The sequence below is a fragment of the Porphyrobacter sp. LM 6 genome (assembly GCF_001720465.1).
Taxonomy (GTDB): domain Bacteria; phylum Pseudomonadota; class Alphaproteobacteria; order Sphingomonadales; family Sphingomonadaceae; genus Erythrobacter.
Map to the genome: position 1 here is coordinate 2,954,166 of NZ_CP017113.1, position 25,092 is coordinate 2,979,257.

The window sequence follows — 25,092 nt, forward strand, 5'->3', positions numbered from 1 at the left end:
ACGCTGCCGCTTCTCCGCAAAATCAGCGATAGTTCGCCGGCTTCAGATCATACTTCGCCAGCTTGTCGTAGATCGTCTTGCGCGGGGTGCGCAGCATGGTCTGCAGGCTTGCGACATCGCCCCTGCATTGCCGCAAGGCCTCTTCGAGCACGGTTCGCTCGAAATCGGCAACGATCTGCTGCAATGGGCGCTGCCCGACCTGCGATGCACCGGGCGATTCAATGTCCGCAAGGCCCAACACGAATGCGCGGGCATAGCCGCTCAGCTCGTGCAGGTTGCCGGGCCAGTCATACGACTGGACGCGGCGCCATTGCTGCTCGCCGATAGGCGGAGCGGGCAAGCTCGCCTCGCGCGCATGGCGGGCCACGAACAGGCGGAAGATTTCCGGCACATCGTCGCGGCGCTCGACCAGCGGCGGAAACGCAATCTGCACCGCGCCAAGCCGGTGCCACAGCGGATCGCGGCCACTTTCGCCCGGCTGCTCGTCAAGGCGGGCGATGATGATCCGGACATTCAGGCGCCGCGCGCTCGACGAACCTATCGGCCAGACCTCGCGCTTGTCCATCAGCGACGCGAGACGCTTGATGAGCACGCCCGACGCCACGGCGATCTCGTCGAGGAACAGGGTCCCGCCATTGGCGCGCTCGATCAGGCCGGTTCGGGAAAGCCCCCCGCCCGATGGCCCCGAACCGGGATCGCGGCCAAACAGCAGCAGTTCGGCATCCTCATGCGCCAGCACCCCGGCATCGACCGCAACGAAGGGGCGAGCCCGGCGCGGGCTCAGATCATGGATCAACCGCGCCGCGTGGCTCTTGCCGGTGCCGTGCGCTCCGGTGAGCACCACGTCGATTTCCGATCGCGCGACCCCTTCGATGACGGAGCGCAAACGCTGTGCGACGGGAGAGCTGCCCGGAATGGCGCCCTGCGCGCTACGCCCCGTCTCCTCGCGCAAAGCGCGGTTTTCGAGCGCCAGCGCGCGCCGGACACTCGCCGCCCTGACGGCCCGGATCAGATCGGCAGAAGCATAGGGCTTGGTGAGGAAATCGGCCGCACCGTTCTTCATCGCTTCGACCGCCATCGCGACATCACCGTGACCGGTGGTCAGGATCACCGGTAGATCAGGGTCGATGTCGCGCAGGGCGGCAAAAAAGGCGATCCCGTCCATGCCGGGCATCCGCACGTCGCTGACCACAACGCCAGCGTAGTCGCAGGTCAGCCATCCGAGCGCAGCGCGAGCATCGGGAAAGGCGGTGACCTCGACCCCTTCGAAGGCCAGCGCCTGTACAGTCGCATCGCGCAGCGCAAGATCGTCTTCGACCAGCGCAACATGCAGCGGAAGGGGCGACGCGGGTGTGTTCATGCGGCGGGCATGACCATGATGAAGCGCGCGCCTTTCGGCGTATCCTCGTGCAGCAGATCGCCGCCGAGCTGGCGCATGATATCCTGCGCGATTGCAAGGCCGAGGCCGATGCCCTCCGCCTTCGATGTGACGAAGGGCTGGAACAAAGTATCGCGCAGAGCCGCGGGTACGCCGGGGCCATCGTCGCTGACGCTGAGGCGCACGGCCTGCGCATCGGTGGTGACATCCAGCACGATTGTCCCTCCCTCCCCGCAGGCCTGCACAGCGTTCTGGAGCAGGTTCACCAGCACCTGTTCCAGCTGAACATGGCGCGCGCGCACCGTGGCGGCGGCGGTCTCGGCAGATGGCAGGGTGAGGGTGATGCCCTGCTGACGGATCTGGTCGCGCAGCAGCAGGAGCGAACCGTCGATCACCTCGGCAAGCCGGATATCGCGCGGCTCTTCGGCAGAGCGGCGGCTGAAGTGGAGTTGTTCCTCGGTGATCTCCCCGATCCGCGCAGCCAGCCCCGCAATCTTGGCAAAGTTGCCCGCCGCCTCGTCGGTGCGGGTTGCGGCGAGGAGGCGCTCTCCAGTCTCGGCATAGACACGCATCGCGGCGAGCGGCTGGCGGATTTCGTGCCCGAGCCCGGCGGTGATCTGGCCGAGCGTGGCGAGGCGATTGGCCTGCCGCAGCTGTTCGCGCAAATGGGCGGTCTGAGCCTCGATCTCGGCGGCGGCGCGCGCCTGCCGCTGGCGGCGCCACATCCATGCGCCAGCGCCCGCCAGCGCAAGCAGCGCGAGAATGCCGACCCCCGCAAGGCGGGCATTGGCGAGCGCAACCGAAAGCCGTGCGCTGGGATCAGCGAGCAGGTGCAACTCCCAGCCAGCGGGCGCGATCGGCTGGATCTTCTCGATCATCCGTACCGGTTGCCCGGCCTGGCCGCCGCCCGGCAACTCAAGCGGTTTGGGGTTCGCGACCCCGAAGCGCATCGCATCGCGCTTCGGATCACGGGCGCCCCCCTCGCCTGCGCCTCCTGCGCCTTGGACTGCGCGGAAGCGCCATTCGGGATTGCTCGCAAGCAGCACAATGCCCTGCCGGTCGGTGACGAACACCATGTCCTGCGCATCGCGCCACTTGGCTTCCAGGCTGTCGAATTCGACCTTCACTGCCACAACCCCGAGCGGCGCATTTGCCGGGCCGACCCGTTCGGCAAGGTAGAGTCCTGGGCGGCGGCTGACCGTGCCGAGCGCGAATTCGGTCCCGGTTCCGGCGCGCATCGCGCCCGCGAAGTAATCGCGGAACCGGTAATTGGAACCGATAAAGCTGTCGGGCCGTCCCCAGTTGCTCGCCGCCAGCGTAAGCCCGCGCGCGTCCATCAGATAGATCGCCGCGGCCCGCGTTTGCCGCGCCAGTGCCTCCAGCCGCCGGTTGAGCAGATCGCGCTGGCCTGCATTTCCGCCGAGCAGTTCAGCCACATCCGGGTCCGCCGCCAGGACGCGCGGGACAAGCGTGAACTTGTTGAGCTCGCTCTCCAGCCCGGCAGCAAGGATCGCGGCCTGTCCGTCGGCAGCCGCGCGGGTGTCCTCGAGCGCCTGCACCCGCACCGCCCGGTCAAGCACCAGCATCGCAAGCCCGGCAAGCAGGATCACGGCGACCGCCGCGACACTCGCCAGATACCAGCGGCCCAGCCTGCCCTGCACGTGTCGCGCTCCTTTCGCCCTCGAACACACGAGTGTGCGGATTTCCGCACTCGCGGCAAGGAAATTGTGCGGATTCCCGCAAGGTTTCGGCTCGATCATACGGTAAATTTCTGATTTTATGAGACTGTCCCGGCTCCGCCTACAAACCTTGCATCACAGGCCCGCGCACCCGATCCTCCGACACGGAGAGATTTGCACCGGGGAGCGCCGCGACCGATGGGTTCGCACACAGCCTTAGAATCCGGCCTTGCAGCAGGGGTAAGCGCCCCAGCGGCGAAGAAGCCGTTCTACCGCCTGCTCTATGTGCAGGTACTGGCGGCGATTGCGCTGGGCGCGGCTGTTGGCCATTTCTCGCCCGAATTCGGCGCATCGCTGAAGCCGCTCGGCGATGCCTTCATCAAGCTCGTCAAGATGATCATCGCGCCCGTGATCTTCGTCACTGTGGCGACCGGCATAGCCGGGATGCGCGATCTCAAGGCGGTGGGCAGCGTCGCAGGCAAGGCCTTCGCCTACTTCCTGACCTTCTCCACCCTGGCGCTGATCATCGGCCTGGTCGTCGCGAATGTAGTTCGCCCCGGTGAGGGACTGAACATCGACCCCGCCACGCTCGATACCGCTGCCGTTGCGGAATATGCCGACAAGGCCGAGGCGACGACCATCACCGGCTTCCTGCTCGGCATCATCCCCGAAACACTGTTCAGCGCAGTGACCGACGGGCAGATCCTGCAGGTCCTGCTGGTGGCCATCCTTGCCGGCGTGGCGATTGCCGCGACCCGCCCTGCGAGCGACCTCGTCACCGACGTGCTCGCGTCTTTCGGGCAGGTGGTGTTCAAACTCGTTCACATGCTGATGAAGCTTGCCCCGATTGGCGCATTCGGGGCGATGGCCTTCACCATCGGCGAGTTCGGGATCGGCAGCCTTGCCAATCTCGCCGCGCTGGTGGGCACCTTCTATCTTACCTCGCTGCTGTTCGTGCTGGTGGTGCTCGGGCTGGTCGGTTGGGCGGGTGGCTTCTCGATCTTCGCACTGATCCGGTACCTGCGCGAAGAGCTGCTGCTGGTGCTCGGCACCTCGTCCTCCGAAGCCGCATTGCCGAGCCTGATGGAGAAGATGGAGATGGCAGGCTGCCGCAAGGCGGTGGTCGGCCTGGTGGTACCCACGGGGTATTCCTTCAATCTCGATGGCACCAACATCTACATGACACTAGCCGCGCTGTTCATCGCGCAGGCGGTTGGCGTGGAGCTGTCGATTGCCGAACAGCTGACGTTGGTGCTGGTCGCAATGGTCAGTTCCAAGGGCGCAGCAGGCGTAACAGGATCGGGCTTCGTCATCCTCGCCGCGACGCTCTCGGTCGTGCCCGGGGTGCCGGTGGCAGGCATGGCGCTCATCCTCGGTATCGACCGCTTTATGAGCGAATGCCGCGCGCTCACCAATTTCATCGGCAATGCCGTGGCGACGATCATCGTCGCACGCTGGGAAGGCGCGCTCGACCGCGAACGGCTCGCTGCCGCGCTGGCGGGGGCGCCGCTGCCACTGCCCGAAGAGGATATCGAGCGCCATGAGCGTAGCGGCCCGGTCAGCGAAACAATCGCCAAAGTCCTGGAGAAGGCACCGTGATCCGGCGTCTGGCCCTTGCGCTTGCGGCCGCCTTGGCGCTGCTGGCTCCGGGCCTTCCGCTCGCGGCCGAAACAATTGCCACGCGTCAGGAAATCCTCCTTTGGCCGGGCACTCCGCCGGGCCATGGCAAGGTGACCGGCGAAGAGAAGATCGGCACCGAAGGCGCAGGTCTCGGCGCGATTTCGAACATCGCCGTCCCGCGCATGCGGGTCTACCGCCCGGCCACGCCCAACGGCGCGGCGGTGCTGGTCGCAGGCGGGGGCGGTTATTTCCGTATCCAGCTCAAGAAGGAAAGCACGCCGGCTGCCGAATGGCTTGCCTCGCAAGGCTTCACCGTGTTCGAGCTGATCTACCGCCTGCCGAACGATGGCTGGGATGCCAGCACCCCATTCATGGACGCGCAGCGGGCGATGAAGATCATCCGCACCCGCGCGGACGAGTTCGGCCTCGATCCGAAGCGTATCGGGATCATGGGCTTTTCCGCCGGGGGGCATCTGGCGGGCTTCACCGCCTACCAGCCAGACCGCGCGCTTTACGAGGGCAAGGACCGGTTCGAGAGCGTCTCTGCCCGGCCTGATTTTGCGGTGCTGCTGTTCCCGGTCGTAACCTTGCGAAAGCCTTACGATACCACCCGCACCCGTCGCGAGATCATAGGCGACAAGCCCGATGCCGCTGCCGAGACGGCATGGTCGCTCGACACGCACGTCAGCAAGGACGCGCCGCCGACGATTATCTTCGCTTCCGCCGACGATCCCACCACGCCGCCGGGGCACGGCATCCTGCTGTTCCAGAGCCTGATCGCGGCCGGGGCAAGCGCGGAGCTGCACCTGTTCCGCGATGGCGGGCACGGCTGGGGACTCGGGCGGCCGGAACAAGTCATCAGCCAATGGCCCGGACTGTTCGCACACTGGGCAAAATCACTTCAGATCACGGAAAAACGGGGAGAATGAGTATGTCGACAAGGATTATCGGGCGATTTGCCCTGATGTGCGGCGCGAGCCTTATCGCCGCCACGGCCGTGCAGGCACAGGAAGTGGTCACGCCGCCTGCCGCACCTGCGGATGATCCGGCGCGCGAGATCATCGTGACCGGCACCCAGATCCAGGGCGCGAAGATCAACGACGTGCTCCCTGTGACCGTGGTCGACGAGATCGACATCCAGAACGTCGCCGCAACCTCTGGCGACGAGTTGTTCCGTGCCATTCCGCAGGCAGGTTCGGTTGCGTTCAACGAACAGAACGATGTTACCTCGAACAACGCCCGCGGCGATGCGGCCTCGATCAACCTGCGTGATCTGGGCACCGGCAACACGCTGCTGCTGATCAACGGTCGGCGCATGGTGCTGAACCCCGGCTTCCAGACCGAGCTGCTGGTCCCCGTGGTCAGCCCCGACACCAACGAGATCGCGCCGGGCTCGGTGCGCCGGCTCGAAGTGCTACGCGACGGCGCCTCCGCGATCTACGGCGCGGACGCGGTGGCGGGTGTGGTCAACACCGTGCTGCGCGGCAACCGCAGGGGCGGCTTCGTCGAAGGAGAGTTTCGCCTTTCGGACGGCACCAATGCCTATTCGACGCAAGTTAATGGCGGCTATGGCTTCGACTTCGCTGATGGGCGCGCGAACCTGACCATCTATGGCGGCTATTTCCACGAGAACGCAACGCCCGCCTCTGCACGAGCTTATTCGGCCGATGACGACAAGCGCCCGCTGCTCGTCGGCACCGATTTCGAAGGCGATACCCAATTCAACAACCGCAACACCTTCGGGCCGTTCGGCCAGTTCGACATTCAGGCTCCAAGCACCGCCACGCCGATCCGCGACGATGACTTCTATATCCAGCCATCGACCATTACGGGCTGCCGTTTCGATCTGGGCAACGGGCTATGCGCGCGCAACGGCGAAACGCCAGCGGTTGATGTGCGCTACAATCGCGCTTTCGGCACCACGCTGATCAGCGAGAAAACCCGCATCAATGCCGCGATGCTGCTCAACTACGAGTTCAGCAACAATATCGAAGGCTATTTCGAAGGCACCTACTACCGCTCGGAAAGCAGCCGCAACATCACCCCGGCGGCGATCCTCAGCGCGGTACCGGTGGGGATTTCGCGCAATGCCTACTGGAACCCGTTCGGGCCGGTGACCTTCCCCGGCGGCGCGCCCAACCCCAACCGCCGGCCGGGAACGACGATCTCCACGAGCGGCGCAGACCTCATCATGGAGCGTTACCGCTTCGTCGATGCCGGCAACCGCACAGTCGATGTCGACAAGGACTCCTACCGTCTCGTCGCGGGGCTGAAGGGCAATTTCGGGAATTGGGATTTCGACACCGGCTTCGTCTATTCCGAAGCCGAGGCGACCGACCTTGAAGGCAACCGCGTGTCGCTGACCCTGCTGCAGCAAGCGATCAACCGCTCGACGCCGGACGCCTATAACCCCTTTAACGGCGGGTGTTTGACGGATCCGGCCAATGGCGATTGCACCCCTAACCCTGCAAGCAGCATCGATCCGTTCCGCATCAGCGTGTTCCGCACGGGCGGCACCAGCCTCGCGCTGGCGGATTTCAAGGTCAGCAACAGCGAGCTGTTCAGTCTGCCGGGCGGCGCTGTCGGCGTGGCAGCCGGGGTCGAGTGGCGGCGCGAGACATTCTTCGATGATCGCGATCCGCGTATCGATGGCACCATCACCTGGACCGACAGTGTCACTGGCGTATTCGACGGCAGCGACGTTGCAGGTACCAGCGCATCGCCCGACACCAGCGGCTCGCGGGAGGTTTATTCGGCCTTCCTCGAAACCTTTGTCCCGCTGGTTAGCGAGGACATGGACATTCCGCTGGTCGAATCCCTCAACCTCCAACTCGCCGGGCGAATGGAGCACTTCCGGGACATCAGGGAGACTGCCATCGTCCCGCGCGCCGCGGCATCGTGGACCGTGGTCCCCGGCATCATGGTGCGCGGCGCATGGTCGCAGGGCTTCCGCGCGCCGAACCTCGTGCAGGTCAACGATGAAGGCACGACCCGTTCCAACACCCGTGACGATTTTGTGCGCTGTCAGGCCCAGGTCCAGAAGGGTCTGCTTGCCGACCTCGGCGCCTGTCCGGGTGAAGGCGTGATCAGCTTCCGGTCGGGGACCGACCAGCTGCGCCCCGAAGACAGCGAGAGCATCAACCTGGGTCTCGTGTTCGAACCCAAGTTCATACCGGGCCTGACGCTCACGGCGGACTACTGGCGCGTGAAGCAGACCGGCCTTGTCGGCACCTTCGGCGATGACAACGCCATCGCGCTCGACCTGCTGCTCCGCCTCAACGGCAGCAGCAATCCCAACGTGATCCGCGCTGCGCCCACGCAGGAGCAGATCGATCTCTACGCCGGCACCGGGCTTGCGGCAGCGGGCGACATCATCCGGGTGCTCGACCCCTATCTCAACCTCGACAGCCGCGTGTCGAAGGGCTGGGACTTCGGTCTTGCCTATAACGTCCCCGATTTTGGCGCTGGCAAGATCCGTCTGCGCGCCAACGCAGCGCGGCTGGTGGGCTTCGTTCAATCCGCCGGGCCTGACGGGCAGACGTTGCTTGATGCGGTGGCGGACGGTGAGCTGCCGCCGGAAGTGCGGATCGAAGGGCTGGGCGATCTGCTCGAGCTCGACGGGCGGCCCAAGTGGCGCTTCAGCGGCTCGGTCAACTGGGGCAGCGGCCCGATCGACCTTGGCGTGTTCGCCAGCTATGTCGGCGAGGTGTGGAACACCAGTGTGACCCGCGACGTGCCGATCGTGTCGGATGATCCCAACGCGAACTTCTGGCGCGTCAACGACATGCTGACGATCAACACCACCCTCACCTTCACCATCAATACCGATGGTCCGCTGGATGGCACGCGGCTGCGGGTGGGCGTGAACAACCTGTTCGACAAGGATCCGCCGCTGGCCGACGAGACCTATGGTTTCCTGAGCCAGCTGCACTCGCCGCGCGGGCGGGTGGTCCGGTTCGAAGTTCGCAAGAGCTTCTGATAGAACTCCGGCCCATGGGAATTGTTCATCGATACCTGTGGGCCAGTGTTGCCCTGCTGATGGTGGGGGGCTGCGTCCCGGCGGCGCGCCCCAAACCCGTCGGCATGGTGGCGGCGGGGGCGGCCTGCCGCACCCCTTCGGTGACTATCGCTTTCGACTTCGATGGTGCTCCGCCGCTCGCCTGCTCCATTGCCGGTGATCGCGAGGTCACCTTGCTGGTAACTCCCGAACACGCTCCGCCGATCAATCCCAGCCCATGGTTTGCCTTCCGTTATGAGACGGCAGGCGAAGCGCCGGTGACCGTCACATTGCGCTATCTCGAGGGCGGGCATCGCTATGCCCGAAGCTGCGCGAGGGCTTCGAGGCGTGGCGCGAACTGCCCGCCACCGTGAGCCCTGACGGACAAAGCGCGCGCTTTGAACTGCCGCCTGGTAGAGGGGTGATCGCGGCGCAGGAGATCATCACGCCGGTCGATACGGCAGCAAGGCTCTCCGGATGGAGTGCGACGACGGACGCAGGAGTGTTCACGCTTGGCACCTCGCACGATGGTCGGCCGATCGAGGCGATCCGGCTGGGCCGCGCAGACGCGCCGAAGCTGGTGATCCTGCTGGGTCGCCAGCACCCGCCCGAGGTGACCGGGGCGATCGCAATGGAAGCCTTCGTCGATGCGCTGGTGCAGCACGCCGACAGGCTCGGCGATGTGCAGGTGCTGGTAGTGCCGATGCTCAACCCCGATGGCGTGGCGCGCGGCCACTGGCGAGCGAACCGCGGTGCCGTCGATCTCAACCGCGACTGGGGGGAGTTTACCCAGCCCGAGACCCGCGCAGTCAAGGCTTGGCTTGATGCCCTGCCCGCCGGCGTGCGCCCGGTGCTGATGGTCGACTTCCACTCCACCGCGCGCAACCTGTTCTACGTCCAAGGCAATGAGGCGAGCGAAGCGCAGCAGCGGTTCCTCGCTGCATGGCTGGCAGGCAAGGAAACGGCGTTACCCGGCTACCCCTTCACTATCGATCCACGCAACGCCAATCCGGGCAGCGGCACGGCGAAGAACTGGTTCCACAAGACCTACGCCATTCCCGCCTATACCTATGAAGTCGCCGACGCCGCCGATCGGGAGGCATCACGAAAGGCTGCGGCAACGCTGGCATCAGATCTGCTCGCCGCGCTGCCCAAGCTCGGCGAGTAGCGCGCTTTTTTCCGGCTAGAGCACGAAGGCCAGCACCACCGCACCGGCTCCGCAAACGGCCAGAACGCGCAGCACCGACCAGCCGAGCCGGAACACCAGCACGCCTGCCAGCAATGCTAGCAGTCCTGCGCGCCAGTCAAAGCTGACCAGATCGGGCCAATAGAGCCGCAGCATCCCGAAGCGCTCCTCGCCGACAGCAGCGAACAGCACGTGGAGCGCGAACCACACGGTCAGGTTGGCGATCACGCCCACCACTGCTGCCGTCACCGCCGCCAGCCCACCTTTCAGGCGCACGGCATTGCCCAGCCGATCAATCCACGGTGCCAGCGCGAAGATCCACAGGAAGCACGGCGCGAAGGTCACCCACGTCGTCAGCCCCGCACCGAGTAGCCCTGCGACCAGCGGCGAAAACGGCTCGGGCGCGCGGAAGGCGGCGAGGAAACCGACGAATTGTGTCACCAGGATCAGCGGCCCCGGCGTGGTCTCGGCTAGCCCCAGCCCGTCAGCCATCTCGCCCGGTTGCAACCAACCGAACCCCTGCACCGCCTCCTGCGCCATGTAGGCGAGCACGGCGTAAGCGCCGCCGAAGGTCACCAGCGCCAGCTGCGAGAAGAACGCGCCGATCTGCCACAAGACGTGTTCCTGCCCCAGCGTCAGCGCCACCAGCGCCATCGGCGCAGCCCACACCGCGCCCCACAGCAGCACCGCCAGCAGCGTGCTGCGCCACGGCCGCGCGGCGGTGGGTGCGGCGCCCTTGCCCGGCTTCAATGCCAACCAGTCTGGCCGCACCGCTGCGACCGCGATGCCGATGGCCAGCGCCCCCAGCACGATCAGCGGGAACGGCAGATCGAACAGAAACAGTCCGGCAAACGCCGCCAGCGCCAGTGCGCGCTTCAATCCGGTATCGAGCGCGCGGCCCGCGATCCGCAGCAAGGCCTGCACCACGATCGCCAGCACCGCCGCCTTGATCCCGAGGAACAGCGCCGCCACCAGCGTAAGGTTCGCCGCCAGCGCATAGAGCACCGACAGCAACAGGATAATCGCCGCGCCGGGGATCACGAACAGCAGCCCCGCCGCCAGTCCGCCGCGCCAGCCGTGCAGCCGCCAGCCGATCCATGTCGCCAGCTGCTGCGCTTCCGGTCCGGGGAGCAGGTGGCAGAAATTGAGCGCATGGAGGAAATCGCCCTCGCCGATCCAGCCGCGCTCCTCGACCAGCTTGCGGTGCATCAACGCAATCTGGCCGGCAGGCCCACCGAAGCTGAGGAACCCGATGCGGGTAAAGGCACGCAGCAGCGCGGCGAAGGAAACCTGAACTGGGGTGTGTGAGACGGAAGACATCGAAGGAGTGCCCGAACCGGCCATGTTTACCTCGCAAGAGACACCTGCCGGAACCGGCAGGAAAACGAGGCAACGCTTGGGCCTGTCTCAGCCTGGACGGGAGGTTGCTTGGCCCCGTGTGCTTACGCGGATAGCGCGACACATCGGTGGCTTCAAGCCTCAGCGCCGTCAGCCCGTCCGCTTGAGAATGAGGTAGAGCGCACCCTCGCCGCCGTGGCGGATATGCGCGCGGCGCACCGCCGAAATCGCGTTGGCGTGGCGGCTCGCGGCGAGCCAGTCGAGCAGCTTGGCGCGGATCGCACCGCGTTTCGCCATGCGGTCGGCCGGATCGACGGGACGTTCACGCCCCGCCACCACCAGCACCACCCGCGCACCCATGGCGCGGGCCTGATCGAGCCCGGCCATGATCCGGTCGTAGGCGGTATCGAGCGTGTGACCGTGGAGGTCGAGCGTCAGTTCGGGTTCAAGCCGTCCGGCCTTGACCCGACGGTCCCAGTGCGAATCGAGGCCCGGTGCGGTGGGCGCAGGGGGAACGCCCGGCACGGTTCTGGGCGGACGCTGCGCCTTGGGCGGCGCGGGCGGTTTGCCGGAGGGCGCGGTGGCGGTGTCAGCGACGGCTTTGCGTGCAGGCTCGGCGGGAGCAGGCGGCTTGGGGCGCTTGCGTCCCGGCATCGGGGTCACGCTCGCGGCCAAATGCGCCCAGGCGGCCTGCTCGGCCTTGGACAGACCGCTCGGTCCGCGCACTGGCCCGGTCATCGCTGCGCCGTGCCAAGCCGGACAGCGGCGACCTTGGGCAGCAGCACATAGGCGCGCCCGCGCCCGCTCATGCCGCCCGCAATCACCCGCGCATCCGTGCCCGCACCCCAAAAGGTATCGAAGCGGTTGGCGCCCTTGATCGCCCCGCCGGTATCCTGCGCGACCCACAGGCCGGCTGCCTCTTGCCGGTCAAGATCGAGCCACACCGGCGCGCCGAGCGGCACGAAGGCGGGATCGACCGCGACCGAGCTCTCGCGCCGCACCGGCACGCCGAGCGCGCCGAGCGGGCCATCGCCCGTCAGCTCCTTGAAGAAGATCCAGCTCTTGTTGAGCCGCATCATGTCCCGGCCTTCCTGCGGGTTGTCGCGGATATAGGCCATGATGCCCTGCATCGAGCCCGGATACTGCCCAGGCCCGGTGCCGAGCAGGCCGCGGGACCGCATGACCCCGCCAATGCCGATATATTCGCGGCCGTTCTGGCCGGCATAGCCGATCCGGATCACCTCGCCTTCGGGGGTGATCAAGCGGCCCGAGCCCTGGATCTGGAGGAAAAAGAACTCGACCGGATCCGCCGCCCACGCGATCACCGGCGCGGTGGCGGTGATCGCGCCATCCTCGATTGCGGCGCGGTCGTGATAGAGCACGAAGCGGCCCTGCTCGTCATAGCGCCCCAAGGGCGGCGTGCCGGTGCGTGCCTCGGGCGTGATGAAGTCGAACCAGCCGCGCACCAGATCGCTCGGCATCCCGTAGACCGGCACCTCGAAGCCCGGGCGGCGGGTGCGGCTGCCGGCGATCTCGGGCTCGAAATAGCCGGTAGCGAAAGCCTTGCCATCACCGACCTGCACCGGTGCGAAGGTCTGCGCGAAGAAGGCGCGCGCCTGGGCCGGGGCAACACCCCGCGCCGTCTCGCAAGCCTCGCGCCAGTCGTCCGGGCGGGTCAGGCCGCTGGCATCCTCGCGCTTGAGGAGACGGGGGCAGGATTCGACGAAGCTTACCAGCGCGCCGTGCGCATCGGCATCACTCACGGGCAGGGTGGCCAGCGCTGGGCCGGGCGCCACACCCGCCCGCACAGCGTTGTCCGTAATGATGGTGGCGACCGGCGGCGGCACGGTTGAGACTGGCGGCGGCGCGGTTGCGACGGGTGGCGGGAGGCTGCCTTGCGGGATGATGCGTCCGCACCCTGCCAGCATCACCAGCAACGCGAACGCCAGCACCGAGCGCATGTCAGACTCCTTCAGCCCCGCACCGGCACCCGCGTCCGGTCAGCGGCAGGCGATCAACCTTCGTCGGTTTCGTCGAGCAGCCAGTTGGGATCACGCGCGGTGACGTTGCGCGAGAAGGTCCACACATCGCGGCTTTCGATCGCGTCGTCGAGCGATCCGCCGATGATATTGCCATCCTTGTCGCGGGTGAGCGCGGCAATATCGGCCACGAACAGCAACGCGATCCGGGCGGTGCGCCCGTCGAGGGAGGCCGAATGAACCCGCACTTCCTCGATCCGGATCAGCGTGTTCTCGAGCGTTTCGGCCGCGGCTTCGCGCGCGTCGATCGCGGCGATGAAGCCTTCATAGACATCGTCGTCGCACAGTTCGCGCAGGGTCTCGCGGTCGCCCTTCCAGAACGCTTCGAGCACCATGCGGTAGGCCGCACGCGCACCTTCGAGGAACTGGCTGATGTTGAAGCGGCTGTCGGCAGCGGCAATTTCACGCAGACCCCGTTCCACGGCAGGCATCACCCCTTCCAGTTCGGGCGGGCGCGGGGCAACGACCGGAGCGGCCGGAGCGGGGCGCGGCAGGCCCGACGGCTTGTCATCAGCATCGAACCGCTGCGGCACTGATTCCTCTTCCTGCTCGGCCCGGCGACCGAGCACCGAGTAGAGCCGCAAGCCGAGGAACGCGGCCACCATGGCGAGGAGAACGATTTCAAGCACAGTCTTCATCCGATCTACGTAGGCGGCGGACGCGCGTTGCGGCGCGCCAACCTCCATAAGGTGTCACCCTGCCTTAAATGGGTATCTATTACAATTCGCCAACCGCCAATATGTGCCGTCACCATACGATTATTGCCGCGCGTGTATTGCGGGCGGCATCCGGTTGCGGGCAGGCCGCGCCCCTGCTAGGCGCGCTGGGCGGCGCGGCGCGCACCTCATCGGTGCGTCAGACGCACATCGTGTTACCCAGATTGAAAGACAGAATTCCATGGCCGAGCAAGAAGGCGTCCTCACCGATCTCGACAATGCTGCTGCGGGCGGCGAACCCAAGGCCAACGGGGCCGACACCCAGCCCGCGGTCGGGATCATCACCCAGTATGTGAAGGATCTCTCGGTCGAAAATCCGAATGCGCCCGACGTGTTCCAGTGGCCCGAGGCGCCGCAGATCGACGTGCAGTTCAACATCGGCGCCGAAAACGTGAGCCCCGACGTCCACGAAGTGACGCTCAAGCTGACGCTCACGGCAACCTCGCAGCGCGGCAATATCTACATGGTTGATCTGGCCTATTGCGGCCTCGTCGGGATGCGCAATGTGCCCGAAGATCAGGCCCACGCCTTCCTTTATGCCGAAGCGCCGCGCCTGCTGTTCCCGTTCGCCCGCCGCGTCGTGGCTGATGCGGTGCGCGATGCCGGCTTCCCGCCGCTGATGGTGGATCCGGTCGATTTCGGCGGGATTTACGCGCAGCAGCTCGCCGCGCGCCGCGCCGAGGAAGCAGCCGGAGGCACCCCGATCACGCCGGTGACCGGCAACGCCTGATCACGCAGGCGTGGAGGGACAACGCCCGCTATGAGCCTGATCAAGAACGTCGGCACGATCGGCGGCCTCACTCTGGTGAGCCGCATCTTCGGGTTCGCGCGCGACATCCTCTTGGCGCGGGTGCTGGGAGCGGGCGGCGTGGCGGATGCGTGGCAACTCGCCTTTCAGCTTCCCAACCTGTTCCGTCGCCTGTTTGCCGAAGGCGCTTTCGCTTCGGCCTTCGTGCCGCTGTTCAATCGCCACATGGCCGAGGGCGAGAGCGAGGCGCGACGCTTTGCAGCCGAAGTTCTTGCCGTTTTGCTGCCGATCCTCGTGGTGTTCGGCGCATTGATGATGCTCGCCATGCCGTGGGTGTTGTGGGCTTTCGCCAATGGAGAATTGCGCGGCGATGCGCCCACCTATGCCCTGGCCGTTACGATGGGCCAAATCGCCTTTCCCTACCTCATGTTCATGAGTCTGGCGACGCTGGTCGCAGCTATCCTTAATTCGCTGTCGCGCTTTGCCGCCGCTGCCGCTGCGCCGATCCTGCTCAATATCTGCCTGCTCGCCGCGTTGGTTTGGGGCGCGTTCCAAACCCCGGGCGAGGCGACCCGCGCAGCGACCGGCATAGGCCTTGCGATCGCGGTATCGGTAAGTGGGTTGCTCCAACTCGTGTGGCTCGCGTGGTTCATGCGCCGGGCGGGCTTCCGCATTCCACGCCAGCGCCCGCGCATCACCGACCGGGTCAAGGAAATGGGCGTGCTCATCGTGCCGGCTGTGTTCGGCGCGGGTGTCTACCAGATCAGCCGTTTCATCGACCTCGCCTTCATCCGCGGGCTGCCCGACGGAAGCCTCACTTACATGGCGATGGCGGACCGCTGGAACCAGCTGCCGCTCGGCATCATCGGGATCGCGCTCGGCACCGCGATCCTGCCCGCACTTTCGCGTTACATCAGCCGCGCCGAGGACGAGGAAGCCGTCCGTCTGCAGGCCAATGCGATCGAGCTTGCCATGCTGCTCACTCTGCCCTGCGCGGTGGCGCTGTTCTTCACCGGGTTCGCCTTCGTCAAGGCATTCATGGAGGGACAAGCCTTTACCGAAGAGGATGCCCGGATCACCGGCATGGTCACCTCGGCGCTGGTCGTGGGCTTGCCAGCCTATGTTCTGGTCAAGGTTCTGACCCCCAACTTCTTCGCCCGTCGTGACACCAGAACTCCGGTCTATACTGCTGCGGCCTCGCTGGTGGTGACGGTCGTGCTCAACCTCGTGCTCGTGCCCTTGCTCGGGGTGGTCGGGCTGGCGCTGGCGGGCGCGATCGGGGCCTGGGTCAATATCGCCCTGCTCGGCGCGATCCTTGCGCGCCGCGGGTTCTTCCGCCTGCCTGCAAGGGTGGTAGGGCGGATCGGGCGGATCGTGCTCGCATCGGCGCTTATGGGAGCGGCTCTTTGGGGGCTGATGCGGGTCATCGCTCCGTGGCTTGGAGGCCCCTTTACCATGCGTCTGCTGGCGGTGGGCGCGATCCTCGCGGTCAGCCTCGTCACCTATGGCGCAGGCACGGTGCTGCTCGGCGTACTCGACAAGGCGACGGTGCAGCGCCTAATGCGCCGCCAGAGCTAATCTTCTTTACGACAGGACCAACATGCGCGTCGTCTCCGGCATCCAGCCCACCGGCAAGCCGCACCTCGGCAACTACCTTGGTGCGATCCGCAATTACGTGAAGCTGCAGGACGATGCCCATGCGGCGGGCGGCGAGTGCCTGATCTTCATCGCCGATCTCCACGCGCTGTCGATGCCGCACGATCCCGGCGAGCTCAAATCCTCGACGCTGGAACTGGTGGCCACGCTGGTCGCCTGCGGGCTCGATCCCGACAAGGCGATCCTGTTCAATCAGGCGCAGGTGCCGCAGCATCCGGAGCTGCAGTGGCTGCTCAACGGCACGGCCCGCATGGGCTGGCTTAACCGCATGACGCAGTGGAAGGACAAGGCGGGCAAGAACCGCGAAGGCCAGTCCGTGGCGCTTTTCACCTATCCCGTACTGCAGGCCGCCGACGTGCTGCTCTATCAGGCGACCCATGTGCCCGTGGGCGAAGACCAGAAGCAGCATCTGGAGCTCGCCCGCGACATCGCACAGAAGTTCAACAACGACTTCGGCACCGAAGATGCACCGATCTTCACCCTGCCCGAACCGATCATCCCTGCCGAAGCTGCGCGGATCATGTCCCTGCGCGATGGCAGCGCCAAGATGAGCAAGTCCGATCCTTCGGACATGAGCCGCATCAACCTGTCGGACGATGCCGATACGATGGCGCAGAAGGTCAAGAAGGCGAAGACAGACCCCGAGCCGCTTCCCTCCGAGGAAGCCGGACTGGCAGATCGGCCCGAAGCGAGGAACCTCGTCGGCATCTACGCTGCTCTTGCAGGCGAGCCGGTGTCCGCCGTGCTGGCCCAGTTCGGCGGACAGGGCTTCGGCGCGTTCAAGCCGGCGCTCGCCGACCTGCTGGTCGCCAAGCTCGGCCCCATCCGCGACCAGTTCGTGGCGCTGAAGGACGATACCGAGGCGCTCGACGCCATCCTCGCCCGCGGCGCCGCCAAGGCCCGCGAGCGCGGCACCCCGACCCTAAATGCGGCTTACAAGGCGCTGGGGCTGGTACGGCACTGATCCCTCGGTCGGCCACGACGAACCGAGCCATCCGCGCGTTGAATGTTCAATTGCCGTTCATTCCTTGGCGATATGATGTATCCATCATGATCCAGCACCATTGCCGTGCTGGTCGCCAGACAAGGGTTATGTCATGTTGCTCTCGATGCCTTCAATGAAGTCCCTTACCCGCCTCGCTCTGCCCGTGGCGCTTGCGCTCGGGCTGTCGGCCTGTGCATCCAATTCCTTCAAGGCCGATGTTTCGCGCTTTGCCGTACCGCTGCCGGCGCCGCAGGGACAGACCTTCGCGGTGGTGGCCGAGGATCCCAAACTCGCGGGCGGGCTCGAATTCGCGACCTATGCCAATTCCGTCGCAGAAGAGCTCACCCAGATCGGCTACACCCGTGTCGCTACGCCCGAAAGCGCCGACATGCTGGTGCGCTTCGACTACCGCGTCGACAACGGACGCGAGCGCGTTCGCACCGACTTCAACGGGGTCGGCTACAACCGGTGGGGTCCGTGGGGCGGATGGGGCGGCGGATTCGGCGCTTGGGGCTTTGGCTTCAACGATCCGTTCTTCGGTGGGCCGGAAGTGCGCAGTTACACCGTCTACACCAGCGGCGTGGACGTGAAGATTGACCGCGTGGCCGATGGCCAGCGCCTGTTCGAAGGCAAGGCCGAAGCCGTGTCGCGTTCAAACCGACTTCCGCGCCTCGTGCCAAACCTCGTGGACGCGCTGTTCACCGGCTTCCCCGGCAATTCGGGCGAAACCGTGCGAATCACCATCCGCGATGACGAAAAGACCGTGCGCCCTGCCGATTAAAGGTGTAGGGCTATCATCAAGAGACCCTTGGACGGGAACAGAGAGGCGGCGCCAGGGGATCGGCGCCGCCTTTTTTGTTGTCTGTCGTCCGCGTGCTGCCTCAGCGATTATCGAGCTGGGCCCGCACAGCGGCCAGCCCTTCACGGGTGATGCGGTAGGGCTGCCCCTCCACGCTTCGGATCAGACGGCGGCGTCGCAGCCTTTCGAATACTGGCAAGCTGCAATCCGTGAGTCGGAAGCCATCGCGGTTGAAGCAATCGATTTCAATGACTTTGCCGTGGGCGTCACGCCGATAACGGATCAATCCGCCCTGCGCGAGGACGTGCAGCACGCGCTGCTCGTGTTTCGAGATGTTCAATGGAATTGTCCTGAATGAATGTGCCGGACCGCTCGCCCGCGCAAGGTGCGGGGCGGCGAAGCAATCTGCCGGCCACACGCTCAAGGCGTGCGCTGGCGATTCAGCAGGTCACATTCTCGGACATGAATTCCCGTCGTTTGGACAGGCGAGGAATATGCGAGCGCCGCTCAGGCGGCAAGATCAAAGCTTCGCGTGGCCGCCGGTCGAGCCGAAGCCGCCTGCGCCGCGTTCGGTCGCGTCGAGTTCTTCAACTTCGTCCCACGCAGCCTGCACCACCGGCGCCAGCACCAGCTGCGCGACGCGGTCGCCACGAGCGATGGCGAAGGGTTCGCTTCCGAGGTTGATCAGGATCACCTTGAGTTCGCCGCGATAGTCGCTGTCGATCGTGCCGGGTGTGTTGGGCACGGAGATACCGTGCTTTAGCGCCAGCCCGGATCGCGGGCGGACCTGGATTTCGTAGCCCTGAGGGATCGCCATCGCGAGGCCGGTCGCCACTGCGTGCCGCGCACCCGGCGCAAGCGTCACATCTTCGGCGCTGACCACGTCCATCCCGGCGGCGCCGGACGTCGTATAGGCGGGCAGCGGCAGGCCTTCGCCGTGCGACAGCCGCTTGATCTTAACACCGACCGGAAGGCTCATTCGGCAGCTTCGGCGTGCAGGGCCGCGGCGATGCGTTCAGCCAGCGCCATCGCCACCGCGCTCTTGGGCATTTCCTCGAGCGTCTCGACCCCCTCGGTGCTGACGATGTGCACGCGGTTGCGGTCGCCGCCCATCACATCGCCGCTCACGTCATTGGCAACGATCCAATCCGCACCCTTGCGCTTGCGCTTGGCCTTGGCGAATTCGAGGATGTTCTCGGTCTCGGCAGCGAAGCCGATTACCAGTTCGGGCCGGTTCTTGATCCCGGCGACGTTGGTGAGAATGTCGGGATTCTCGGTCAGCATCAGTGCCGGCGGGGCCGAGCCGCGCTTCTTGATTTTCTCGTCGCGATATTCCTTGGGCCGCCAGTCTGCCACTGCCGCCACCATCACAGCGACATCGGCCGGCAGCGCGCGCCTGACCGCATCGGCCATGTCCATCGCGCTTTCGACATCCACACGGGTCACGCCGGCGGGGGTCTTGAGCGACACCGGCCCGGCCACCAGCGTCACCCTTGCGCCCAGCGCGGCCGCAGCGGCAGCGACCGCGAAGCCCTGCTTTCCGCTCGAACGGTTGGCGATGTAGCGCACCGGATCGATCGCTTCCCAAGTCGGGCCGGCGGTGACCAGCACGTGACGACCAGCCAGCGGGCGATGCCCTTCCGGCAGGCCGAAATCCGCGCCTTCGGGCACCTCGCCGATGATCGCTTCGATTTCGTCCGGAATCTCGGGGGCGAGGGGCTCGGGCGCAGACTTGCGCGGGTCAACCGCATGGTTGATCGCCGAAATATCGACCGGCGGGGCGGCATTGGCCTTGCCCTTGGTCGCCAGCAGCGGCCCACCGAGATCGGGCGCGAAATCGGGTTCGGGCTCTTCCGGCGCTGCCAACTCCTCGTCTTCGACGGGCGAAAGCTCCTCTTCCAGCTCGGCTTCGATCTCCTCGTGGCTGCGCTTGGCGGTCGAACGCGGAATGATCCGTGCCAGAAGGCCGCCGAGTCCGCCCATCGGCGAATCGGCCGTCTCTTCTTCGGCCTCTTCAGGCTCAAGTGCCTCGACCTCGATCACCGCGCGGCCCGAAGCCACTGGCTCGGGCAATTCGATGCCGCAATGCTCGGCAATCGCGCGCCAGATCACTTCGGGCTCGGGCAGGCGACCGTAGCCAAATTCGCCGCAGGCCATCGCGCCTTCATCGGGCTGGAGCACCGTGACGCCGGCCGAATTGAGGAGGGCGACATTGCGCTGGGTCGCCTCATGCTCCCACATCCGGACATTCATTGCCGGGACGGCCATGACCGGCTTATCGGTGGCGAGGATCAGCGTGGTGGCAAGGTCATCGGCGATCCCGCTTGCCATCTTGGCGAGCAGATCGGCGGTCGCCGGGCAGACCACCACCAGATCGGCCTCACGGCTGAGCTGGATGTGGCCCATCTCTGCTTCGTTCTTGAGATCGAAGAGGTTGGTGTAGACCTGATTCTCGGAAAGCGCTGCAAGTGCCATAGGGGTGACGAACTGCTGCCCGCCCTTGGTCACCACACAGGTGACATCGCCGCCGCCCTTGCGGATCAGGCGCACGAGCTCGCAGGCCTTGTACGCGGCAATACCGCCGCCCACGACCAGCAGGATGCGCGGGAACCTGCCCGTCACCACGCGGCCCCGTTTTGGCGGACGTTATGGCTGACCGGCCATGCCATCGCTTGCTCTGCTCCTTCGCTTGCCCAGCTTGCCCGATATCTAGACGCGTTGCTCGTCAGCGCCAAGCGCTGTGCACGAAGCGATCCTTGACCCGATGTGGTTAAGATTGCGCTTACAGCGGCGCAACTGGTTTTGCGCCGATTTGACGGCGCGGCGGCTTGAGCCGAAGCCGGGCCTGCGTCAGACATGATGCAGGGAACTTACCGGGGGATCGGGGATGATATTGCTTCTGCGTGCGGCGCTTGGTGTGCTCGGGCTGCTTTATCTGGCCATCGGGACGGGGTTTCTGTTCGCGCCTGTGCAACTGGGAGAGACCTTCGGGGTCGCGGCGGCGGGTGCGCAGGGACTGGCGAGCATGCGCGCGGATTTCACCGGGTTCTTCTGGGTCCTGGGCGGATCGATGGCATGGAGCGCATGGCGCACGCACGGCGGGGCGCTGTGGGCGGCGGCGGCGCTGATCGGCATCGCACTCGCGGGACGCGCCCTCAGCCTGCTGATCGACGGGAACTACCCCACCGCCTTGCTACCAATGGCAGTCGAAGTGCTATCACTGGTTATCGTGATCGTCGCCGCACGCCACTTTGGCAAGGGCAACTAGAGCCAGCCCGCGCTCACTGCGCCCCATACTGCGCCCGCGCCTGCCAGTCCGGCAAGCACATAACCCAGCCACCCGCGCCCTTCGCGCTTGTCGGTGATGAGCGCGATCTCCGGCAGCGGCGGCGGTTCGGGCGCGCCGCCCTTGGGCGGGAACATCTCCTCGACGCGGCGGATCAGGCCCGGAAGGCGAAACAGCGTTTCGGCATCCTGCTTCAGGCGATCCGCCAGCGCCGCTTCCGGCCCGAGCTCGTCACGAATCCACGAGCGTACGTAAGGCGCCGCGGTGTCCCACATGTTGATGTCGGGATTGAGCTGGGTTGCGATGCCTTCGACCATCACCATCGTCTTTTGCAGCAGCAGCAGGTGCGGCTGGGTCTGCATGTCGAAATCGCGGGTGATCGCGAACAGCCCGTCGAGCATCTGGCCGACGCTGAGTTCCTTCACCGGCTTGCCGCGCATCGGCTCGCCCACGGCGCGCAGCGCGGTCGCGAATTCGCCGACCGAATGGTAGGACGGCACGTACTGCGCCTCGAAATGGATTTCGGCGACGCGCTGGTAATTGCCGGTTGTCAGCCCGTAGAGGATTTCCGCGAGCCACTGGCGCGCACGGCGGTCGATCCGGCCCATGATCCCGAAATCGATCGCGACGATGGTGCCGTCATCCTCGATGAACAGGTTGCCCTGATGCATGTCGGCATGGAAGAACCCCGCGCTGATCGCCTGGGTCAGGAAGCTGATAACCAGTTTCTCGGAAATCGCCGCCAGATCATGGCCGCGCGCGCGCAGTTCCTCGACGCGGCTGATCTTGATGCCGTCGATCCATTCGATGGTCATCACCCGGCCATTGGTGCGGTCCCAATCGACAGCCGGAATGCGGTAACCCGGCACGCCCGCCATCTGCTCGGCCAGCTCGCTCGCCGAGGCAGCTTCGCGGCGGAGGTCGAGCTCGGAATTGGTCCAGCGCTTGAAATTGGCGATGGTCAGGCGCGGGCGCAGACGCTCGGCCTCGCCGCCCATCGCCTCGACATGGGCCGCAGCCCATTCATAGGTCTGGATGTCCTGCGCGAACTTCTCGCGGATTCCGGGGCGCAACACCTTCACCGCGACCTTGCGGCCATCGGTGGTCACCGCCTTGTGCACCTGCGCGATGGACGCGGCACCCACAGGCTCGGGATCGATTTCGCTGAACAGCGCCTCGATCGGCTGGCCGAAGCTCGATTCGATCACCGCACGGATTTGCGCGAAGGGCACCGGCGGCAGGCTGTCCTGCAATGACAGGAGATTGTTGGCTGCTTCCTCACCCACCAGATCGGGGCGGGTGGCGAGCGACTGGCCAAGCTTGATCGCAGCCGGGCCAATAGCGCGGAAGGCGCCCGCGTAATCGGGCTTGCCGCTTTTGCCGGTCAGCGTGGCGAGCCGCGCGAGTTTGACGAGGCGGCGCAGACCTGCGGGCGCGTTGGGATCATTCTCGATCCCAACCAGCGCACGGCGGCGGGCAAGCGTCACGCCCCAGCGGGCAAGGCGGATCAGATGCGTTGCGGGCGAAGGCACTGGCCTAGATCTTCCACCCCGAATGGATCGCGACCAGCCCGCCAAGGATCGGCTCGACCTTGGTATTGGCGAAGCCGGCCTTGCGGATCATCTGCTCGAAAGCGGGCATCGGCGGGAACTTGCGGATCGATTCGGCGAGATAGCGGTAGGAATCCGCATCCCCCGCAATCGCTTGCCCCATGCGCGGCAGCAGATGTTCGGAATAGAGGTCGTAAGCCTCCTTCAGCCCCGACCATTCAACGGTCGAGAACTCGAGACAGAAGAACCGCCCGCCCGGACGCAGCACCCGCAGCGCCTCGGCCAGCGCGCGGTCGATGTGGGTTACGTTCCGGATGCCGAAGGCGATGGTATAGGCATCGAAGGTGTTCGAGGCGAAGCTCACCTCTTCCGCGTTCTGGCAGGTAAAGACGAGGCTGCCGTCATCCTCGGAAAAGCCGCGTTCGAGCGCACGTTCCGCGCCGACATCGAGCATGTCCTGGTTGATGTCGGCCACGGTGATGTGCGCGCCCTTTGCCGCCATGCGGAAGGCGATGTCCCCGGTGCCGCCGGCCATATCGAGAATCTGCTCGCCCGGCTGCGGCTTCACACGCTTGACGAAGCGGTCCTTCCACAAGCGGTGCAGCCCGCCCGACATGGCATCATTCATGATGTCATATTTGCGCGCGACGCTGGAGAAGACCTCGCCCACTTTGCGGGTCTTTTCCTGCGGGGTGACCTGCTGGTAGCCGAAGGAGACGGTTTCGTCGGTGGTTTCGCTCATGCGGCGTTCCCTAGAGGGAATTGCCGCCAAGGCAAAGGGTGTTAGGGAAGCCGGACCATGCCAGAGCTTCCAGAAGTCGAAACCACCGTCCGCGGCCTTGCCCGCTTCCTTGAAGGCGAGCGGATCACGCGCGTCCAGCTCAACCGCGCCGATCTGCGCCGCCCCTTCCCCGCCGATCTGGTGCAGGTGATGACCGGGGCGACCGTCAGCGCGCTATCGCGGCGGGCGAAATACGGGCTGATGCATCTCGATCGCGGGGCGACGATGATCTTCCACCTCGGGATGAGCGGTCGCTGGCGGATTGATCCCGAAACCCCTGACACCCACGATCACCTGCTGCTTGAAACCGCCAGCCACAGCTTCGCGCTGTGCGATCCGCGCCGGTTCGGCTCGGTCGATCTGGTGGCGACCAATGACATCGAAGCCTGGCCGCAATTCGCCGCGCTCGGCCCGGAACCGCTCGGCCCTGGGCTGACCGCAGCGCACCTCAAGGCGGCACTCAAGGGCAAGACCCAGTCGATCAAGCTGTGCCTGCTCGATCAGCGGATCATCGCCGGGCTCGGCAACATCTATGTGTGCGAAGCGCTGTGGCGCGCCCGCATCCGTCCGACCAAGCCGGCCGGCAAGGTTACGGGGCCGCAGCTGGCGCGACTGGTGCCGGCGATCATCGATGTGCTTGAGGCCTCGATTCGCGATGGCGGATCGACCTTGCGCGACTATGCGCGGCCCGATGGCGAGCTGGGCTATTTCGCCAGCAGCTTCGATGCCTATGGACGCGAGGGAGAGCCTTGCCGTCGCAACGATGGCGGGGTAATCCGCCGCATCGCTCAAGGCGGGCGCAGCACCTGGTATTGCCCGGTCTGCCAGACCTGACAGCGCCCGAGTGGCCTGCTCCAAGGGAATCGTTGACCTTCGCGGCGCTTCTGACTATGTGCGCCGCTTTCCGGCGGTCGGACCTCGTGTCTGCTCGCCCCTTTCGAGCACACCATCGGATTTCCTTTCAGCCGCTCAGGGCGGTCTGAACCAGACGCGAGACAGACACGAATTATGGCCAATACGCCGCAAGCCAAGAAGCGCATTCTTCGCAATGCCAACCGCGCCGCCATCAACGGCGCCCGCATCAGCCGCATCCGCAGCTTCATCAAGAAGGTCGAATCGGCCTGTGAAGCCGGCGACAAGGAAGCTGCTGCTGCCGCGCTCAAGGCGGCCCAGCCGGAAATGGCCCGCGGCGTTGCCCGCGGCGTGCTCCACAAGAACACTGTGGCTCGCAAGCTCTCGCGCCTGACCCGCCGAGTCGCCACGCTCTGATTCGCTTCGCACCGCTCTCGTAGCCATGCCTAACGGGTGATTACGGGTTGCAGCGATTGCAAAAC

At 65.8% G+C, this 25,092-nt stretch carries 23 protein-coding genes; 12 read left to right on the forward strand and 11 right to left on the reverse strand.

Going from position 1 to position 25,092, the window contains the following annotated elements; translation table 11 throughout:
• Window positions 1-22: 22 nt before the first annotated feature.
• Both BG023_RS14180 and BG023_RS14185 read right to left on the reverse strand, forming a co-directional pair.
• Complete coding sequence (locus tag BG023_RS14180; RefSeq protein WP_069311006.1) at window positions 23-1,360, reverse strand: sigma-54-dependent transcriptional regulator; 1,338 nt, start codon at window positions 1,358-1,360, stop codon at window positions 23-25.
• A complete protein-coding gene (locus BG023_RS14185; protein ID WP_190315783.1) occupies window positions 1,357-3,039 on the reverse strand; it encodes a sensor histidine kinase in 1,683 nt (560 codons plus the stop codon). The genes BG023_RS14180 and BG023_RS14185 overlap by 4 nt, the downstream gene beginning before the upstream one ends.
• Before the next feature lie 216 nt (window positions 3,040-3,255).
• Here BG023_RS14185 and BG023_RS14190 point away from each other — a divergent pair, with 216 nt between their 5' ends.
• Genes BG023_RS14190 through BG023_RS14210 form a run of 5 tightly spaced genes read left to right on the forward strand, consistent with a single transcriptional unit; the run spans window position 3,256 to window position 9,842 of the window.
• Window positions 3,256-4,656 carry a dicarboxylate/amino acid:cation symporter gene (locus tag BG023_RS14190; RefSeq protein ID WP_069311007.1) on the forward strand — a complete coding sequence of 467 codons (1,401 nt, stop codon included), beginning with the start codon at window positions 3,256-3,258 and terminating at the stop codon, window positions 4,654-4,656.
• A complete protein-coding gene (locus tag BG023_RS14195) occupies window positions 4,653-5,606 on the forward strand; it encodes an alpha/beta hydrolase (RefSeq protein WP_069311008.1) in 954 nt (317 codons plus the stop codon). The genes BG023_RS14190 and BG023_RS14195 overlap by 4 nt, the downstream gene beginning before the upstream one ends.
• Window positions 5,607-5,608: 2 nt before the next feature.
• Window positions 5,609-8,656, forward strand: a complete 3,048-nt coding sequence (locus tag BG023_RS14200; RefSeq protein ID WP_069311009.1) for a TonB-dependent receptor domain-containing protein — start codon at window positions 5,609-5,611, stop codon at window positions 8,654-8,656.
• A gap of 14 nt (window positions 8,657-8,670) precedes the next feature.
• Complete coding sequence (locus BG023_RS14205) at window positions 8,671-9,048, forward strand: hypothetical protein (RefSeq protein ID WP_150122895.1); 378 nt, start codon at window positions 8,671-8,673, stop codon at window positions 9,046-9,048.
• The gene (locus BG023_RS14210; RefSeq protein WP_190315784.1) at window positions 9,045-9,842 is read left to right on the forward strand and encodes a M14 family metallopeptidase; all 798 of its coding nucleotides are present in this window, start codon (window positions 9,045-9,047) and stop codon (window positions 9,840-9,842) included. Before BG023_RS14205 ends, BG023_RS14210 begins: the two co-directional genes overlap by 4 nt.
• Before the next feature lie 15 nt (window positions 9,843-9,857).
• Here the strand turns inward: BG023_RS14210 and chrA are convergent, their stop codons facing one another.
• The 4 genes from chrA to BG023_RS14230 all read right to left on the reverse strand — a co-directional run bounded on the left by chrA (window position 9,858) and on the right by BG023_RS14230 (window position 13,875).
• Window positions 9,858-11,180, reverse strand: coding sequence for a chromate efflux transporter (gene chrA / locus BG023_RS14215; protein ID WP_069311012.1), 1,323 nt, complete (start codon window positions 11,178-11,180; stop codon window positions 9,858-9,860).
• A 168-nt stretch (window positions 11,181-11,348) separates the two neighbouring features.
• Window positions 11,349-11,936 carry a Smr/MutS family protein gene (locus BG023_RS14220; protein ID WP_150122896.1) on the reverse strand — a complete coding sequence of 196 codons (588 nt, stop codon included), beginning with the start codon at window positions 11,934-11,936 and terminating at the stop codon, window positions 11,349-11,351.
• Window positions 11,933-13,159, reverse strand: coding sequence for a murein transglycosylase A (gene mltA / locus BG023_RS14225; RefSeq protein WP_069311013.1), 1,227 nt, complete (start codon window positions 13,157-13,159; stop codon window positions 11,933-11,935). Before mltA ends, BG023_RS14220 begins: the two co-directional genes overlap by 4 nt.
• A 53-nt stretch (window positions 13,160-13,212) precedes the next feature.
• Window positions 13,213-13,875 (reverse strand): Tim44/TimA family putative adaptor protein, encoded by a 663-nt coding sequence (locus BG023_RS14230; protein ID WP_069311367.1) that lies wholly within the window; start codon window positions 13,873-13,875, stop codon window positions 13,213-13,215.
• A 259-nt stretch (window positions 13,876-14,134) separates the two neighbouring features.
• Here BG023_RS14230 and secB point away from each other — a divergent pair, with 259 nt between their 5' ends.
• The 4 genes from secB to BG023_RS14250 all read left to right on the forward strand — a co-directional run bounded on the left by secB (window position 14,135) and on the right by BG023_RS14250 (window position 18,123).
• On the forward strand, window positions 14,135-14,683 hold the full coding sequence (gene secB, locus BG023_RS14235; protein ID WP_069311014.1) for a protein-export chaperone SecB: 549 nt from the start codon (window positions 14,135-14,137) through the stop codon (window positions 14,681-14,683).
• A 30-nt stretch (window positions 14,684-14,713) separates the two neighbouring features.
• Entirely contained in the window at window positions 14,714-16,279 is a 1,566-nt protein-coding gene (gene murJ, locus BG023_RS14240; RefSeq protein WP_069311015.1) for a murein biosynthesis integral membrane protein MurJ, read from the forward strand.
• 22 nt (window positions 16,280-16,301) lie between these two features.
• Window positions 16,302-17,321: a tryptophan--tRNA ligase gene (gene trpS, locus BG023_RS14245; RefSeq protein WP_069311016.1), complete on the forward strand. Its 1,020-nt coding sequence runs from the start codon at window positions 16,302-16,304 to the stop codon at window positions 17,319-17,321.
• A gap of 154 nt (window positions 17,322-17,475) precedes the next feature.
• Window positions 17,476-18,123 carry a DUF4136 domain-containing protein gene (locus tag BG023_RS14250; protein WP_083234801.1) on the forward strand — a complete coding sequence of 216 codons (648 nt, stop codon included), beginning with the start codon at window positions 17,476-17,478 and terminating at the stop codon, window positions 18,121-18,123.
• 100 nt (window positions 18,124-18,223) lie between these two features.
• On the opposite strand, the gene BG023_RS14255 is transcribed toward BG023_RS14250, so the two are convergent.
• From BG023_RS14255 to BG023_RS14265, 3 genes are all read right to left on the reverse strand, one after another.
• Window positions 18,224-18,481, reverse strand: a complete 258-nt coding sequence (locus BG023_RS14255; RefSeq protein WP_069311017.1) for a YjhX family toxin — start codon at window positions 18,479-18,481, stop codon at window positions 18,224-18,226.
• 180 nt (window positions 18,482-18,661) lie between these two features.
• Window positions 18,662-19,120: a dUTP diphosphatase gene (gene dut / locus BG023_RS14260; protein WP_069311018.1), complete on the reverse strand. Its 459-nt coding sequence runs from the start codon at window positions 19,118-19,120 to the stop codon at window positions 18,662-18,664.
• Window positions 19,117-20,766: a bifunctional phosphopantothenoylcysteine decarboxylase/phosphopantothenate synthase gene (locus BG023_RS14265; RefSeq protein ID WP_442956772.1), complete on the reverse strand. Its 1,650-nt coding sequence runs from the start codon at window positions 20,764-20,766 to the stop codon at window positions 19,117-19,119. The genes dut and BG023_RS14265 overlap by 4 nt, the downstream gene beginning before the upstream one ends.
• 262 nt (window positions 20,767-21,028) lie before the next feature.
• Between BG023_RS14265 and BG023_RS14270 the strand changes: the two genes are divergently transcribed.
• Window positions 21,029-21,409, forward strand: a complete 381-nt coding sequence (locus BG023_RS14270; protein WP_069311019.1) for a DUF4345 family protein — start codon at window positions 21,029-21,031, stop codon at window positions 21,407-21,409.
• Here BG023_RS14270 and ubiB read toward each other — a convergent pair.
• Window positions 21,406-22,959 carry a 2-polyprenylphenol 6-hydroxylase gene (gene ubiB, locus BG023_RS14275; RefSeq protein ID WP_069311020.1) on the reverse strand — a complete coding sequence of 518 codons (1,554 nt, stop codon included), beginning with the start codon at window positions 22,957-22,959 and terminating at the stop codon, window positions 21,406-21,408. The genes BG023_RS14270 and ubiB overlap by 4 nt on opposite strands.
• Before the next feature lie 4 nt (window positions 22,960-22,963).
• Window positions 22,964-23,719: a class I SAM-dependent methyltransferase gene (locus tag BG023_RS14280; protein WP_069311021.1), complete on the reverse strand. Its 756-nt coding sequence runs from the start codon at window positions 23,717-23,719 to the stop codon at window positions 22,964-22,966.
• 57 nt (window positions 23,720-23,776) lie between these two features.
• Between BG023_RS14280 and mutM the strand changes: the two genes are divergently transcribed.
• Window positions 23,777-24,592: a bifunctional DNA-formamidopyrimidine glycosylase/DNA-(apurinic or apyrimidinic site) lyase gene (mutM, locus tag BG023_RS14285; protein ID WP_069311022.1), complete on the forward strand. Its 816-nt coding sequence runs from the start codon at window positions 23,777-23,779 to the stop codon at window positions 24,590-24,592.
• A 174-nt stretch (window positions 24,593-24,766) separates the two neighbouring features.
• Window positions 24,767-25,027 (forward strand): 30S ribosomal protein S20, encoded by a 261-nt coding sequence (gene rpsT, locus BG023_RS14290; RefSeq protein WP_069311023.1) that lies wholly within the window; start codon window positions 24,767-24,769, stop codon window positions 25,025-25,027.
• Window positions 25,028-25,092 lie beyond the last annotated feature (65 nt).

Excerpts from the sequence above, each read along its gene's own strand:
- BG023_RS14180 (WP_069311006.1), bottom strand. The coding sequence starts at position 1,360 with ATGAACACACCCGCGTCGCCCCTTCCGCTGCATGTTGCGCTGGTCGAA.
- BG023_RS14190 (WP_069311007.1), top strand. The coding sequence starts at position 3,256 with ATGGGTTCGCACACAGCCTTAGAATCCGGCCTTGCAGCAGGGGTAAGC.
- BG023_RS14200 (WP_069311009.1), top strand. The coding sequence starts at position 5,609 with ATGTCGACAAGGATTATCGGGCGATTTGCCCTGATGTGCGGCGCGAGC.
- BG023_RS14205 (WP_150122895.1), top strand. The coding sequence starts at position 8,671 with ATGGGAATTGTTCATCGATACCTGTGGGCCAGTGTTGCCCTGCTGATG.
- chrA (WP_069311012.1), bottom strand. The coding sequence starts at position 11,180 with ATGTCTTCCGTCTCACACACCCCAGTTCAGGTTTCCTTCGCCGCGCTG.
- BG023_RS14220 (WP_150122896.1), bottom strand. The coding sequence starts at position 11,936 with ATGACCGGGCCAGTGCGCGGACCGAGCGGTCTGTCCAAGGCCGAGCAG.
- mltA (WP_069311013.1), bottom strand. The coding sequence starts at position 13,159 with ATGCGCTCGGTGCTGGCGTTCGCGTTGCTGGTGATGCTGGCAGGGTGC.
- BG023_RS14230 (WP_069311367.1), bottom strand. The coding sequence starts at position 13,875 with ATGAAGACTGTGCTTGAAATCGTTCTCCTCGCCATGGTGGCCGCGTTC.
- secB (WP_069311014.1), top strand. The coding sequence starts at position 14,135 with ATGGCCGAGCAAGAAGGCGTCCTCACCGATCTCGACAATGCTGCTGCG.
- murJ (WP_069311015.1), top strand. The coding sequence starts at position 14,714 with ATGAGCCTGATCAAGAACGTCGGCACGATCGGCGGCCTCACTCTGGTG.
- trpS (WP_069311016.1), top strand. The coding sequence starts at position 16,302 with ATGCGCGTCGTCTCCGGCATCCAGCCCACCGGCAAGCCGCACCTCGGC.
- BG023_RS14250 (WP_083234801.1), top strand. The coding sequence starts at position 17,476 with ATGAAGTCCCTTACCCGCCTCGCTCTGCCCGTGGCGCTTGCGCTCGGG.
- dut (WP_069311018.1), bottom strand. The coding sequence starts at position 19,120 with ATGAGCCTTCCGGTCGGTGTTAAGATCAAGCGGCTGTCGCACGGCGAA.
- BG023_RS14270 (WP_069311019.1), top strand. The coding sequence starts at position 21,029 with ATGATATTGCTTCTGCGTGCGGCGCTTGGTGTGCTCGGGCTGCTTTAT.
- BG023_RS14280 (WP_069311021.1), bottom strand. The coding sequence starts at position 23,719 with ATGAGCGAAACCACCGACGAAACCGTCTCCTTCGGCTACCAGCAGGTC.
- mutM (WP_069311022.1), top strand. The coding sequence starts at position 23,777 with ATGCCAGAGCTTCCAGAAGTCGAAACCACCGTCCGCGGCCTTGCCCGC.
- rpsT (WP_069311023.1), top strand. The coding sequence starts at position 24,767 with ATGGCCAATACGCCGCAAGCCAAGAAGCGCATTCTTCGCAATGCCAAC.